The organism is Arenibacter lacus (genome assembly GCF_008711145.1).
GTDB lineage: Bacteria > Bacteroidota > Bacteroidia > Flavobacteriales > Flavobacteriaceae > Arenibacter > Arenibacter amylolyticus.
In genome coordinates this window covers 1-2,074 of sequence record NZ_VVIN01000140.1, presented here as the reverse complement: position 1 = coordinate 2,074, position 2,074 = coordinate 1, and the positions used below count along the sequence as shown (strand labels likewise).

Here is a 2,074-nt window from a genome sequence, read left to right as displayed (position 1 = left end):
AACAGCGGTATGCGAGTGAGTTTCTAATTGGTGAACGGCCCAAGCGTCTGGGAAAGTAGTGCTATTACACACTTCCTGATCAGTAATATTAACGGTTATCTCCTGAAACACCCCTGTGGGCACATGTCCTACATCGTACAGCTCCAGGCGTATGGTATGGTCCCCTAAACTTAAGCTATCTATCGTAATCGGTCCGTAGTTGTAATGGGGAGTTGCCGTTTGTCCATCAACCGAATAATGCATATGAGTGCCCCCTTCCTGTATGGTCCAATCTTTTACTGAAAAATGAACCTGAAAGGGCAGATTTACCATTGCCCCATTGTTTGGTGAGGTAATTGTTACCTTAGGTTCAGGAACAGGGGCAGTTCTTGCCAGCACTTCGATTCCAGATATTTTAGGGTTTTCTACCACTTTTAACAACTGGATGGTTGCAAAGCCATCCGTCACCGAGATGTTGTTAAATTCCCTTATCAAAGCAGTTGCCGGATTGGTCTCGGCCAGAATATCAAAATTGGTCAAAGCTTGGGTTCCCTCAATGTTTACATTAAACACCCTTGATCCAGGACCTCCTGGTTGACTCCCGACACCAAAATAAAGTTCGGCAAAATGTAATCGTATATCATATTCCCCAGCTTCTGGAACTGGAATCTCGTAGGTAAAGGCTCCATAGCGCTCGGTTTGATACAATTCATCATCATTGGTACCAGAAATAGGGATTACAGCACTAAAAGTATTCCCCCCCGATGCATATTGGTCTGCCTCAAAACTATTGGAGCCAAGGATAACCTGAGGTCCCCCTGCATTAATGCGAATTGCGCCGAGGACGGAAAATGGGTAACTACCTGTAACGACGGAAAGTCCCGCTGCGTTCATTGCGTTGCTAACGGATAGGTTATAACTTATATTGGAATTCATTGGAGAAACAGTGAGCACAACAGTCCGCCCATCTTCCAATAATGATGCACCCGATACGGATATCCCGTTATCCATCGTATAGTTGGAGAGGCTTTCAGCGGAGGTCTGGTCCATATATTCGGAGAATTCCACACTTACCTCCGTATCACTTAAAGAACTTACCTGATTTACTAAAGGCGGGGAATTGTCCACCGACACCCCTGCCCCTATAAATTCCACATAGTTCACATCAAAAATATCTTGGGTAGCCGAACTATTTTTAAAAACAAAGTAGAGGTTTTGTTTACCAACGGGATCGGTAAAGGTAGATTCTATGTTTACCCAATTATTCAGGCTTCCAGTATTTGGTACTGAAGTGGTAGCTAATATTGGCCCAGTATTACTCCCTGTTCTCATTTCAATAGTACCACCTGCCATTGTAGAAGCCACTCTATACCTTACGGCATCTATGTTCAAAAGATTGCGACCTGTAAACGAAATATAGCTATCGTTATCTACACGAATGGCTTCTACGCCACCTAGAATAGGATCTGTATTAGGAATAATCGTCACCCCACTCTGCGTATCATAATATTCCGCTTCCTTCCGTTTGGGATGCAATTTGATCTGATCGAAAGCCTGTAGTCCCCCTTGATCGGTATAGTTGGCTCCTAAGACATAGAATAGATCGGCTCCCCCATCAATGTCATGTCCCTCATACTGCAGCGTCAAAGTCTGCGGGCAACCGTCTACAGTAGCCCCATCATGAAAGTGGTTAAGGTGGCCTAAGGAAGGTACCACGGATACATCGGCACAATCTATACCCGAGCCAGTACTGCCGTCCTCTTGGTCATTGACCACTAGGTCTATCGTAATGTCATCCCCCCAGCCAACAAAACCGCCATCCGGAGGCGAATTAAAGACAAAAGTTGCCGCGTGGTTACCGGCATATATAGTTACGTTATGAACCCCTATCCCTCCATTACCGTCATCTACCTGTAGTTGGACATTATAGGTACCGGCCTCGGTATAGGTAAAAGAGGCATTTTCCGTGGTGGCATCCACCGTACCGTCCGTCTGGAAATCCCAGGCATAAGAAAGTGGTGTATCCCCATTGGGGTCTACAGTTCCTTCACTCGTAAAATTGACAGTCAATGGCAGTGAGCCACTGGTAACATCT

The 2,074-nt window shown here is 45.5% G+C and carries 1 protein-coding gene; it reads right to left on the bottom strand.

What is annotated here, in order from left to right; translation table 11 throughout:
- On the bottom strand, positions 1-2,074 hold a 2,074-nt coding region (locus tag F1E73_RS16745; RefSeq protein ID WP_150452626.1), incomplete at both ends, for a malectin domain-containing carbohydrate-binding protein.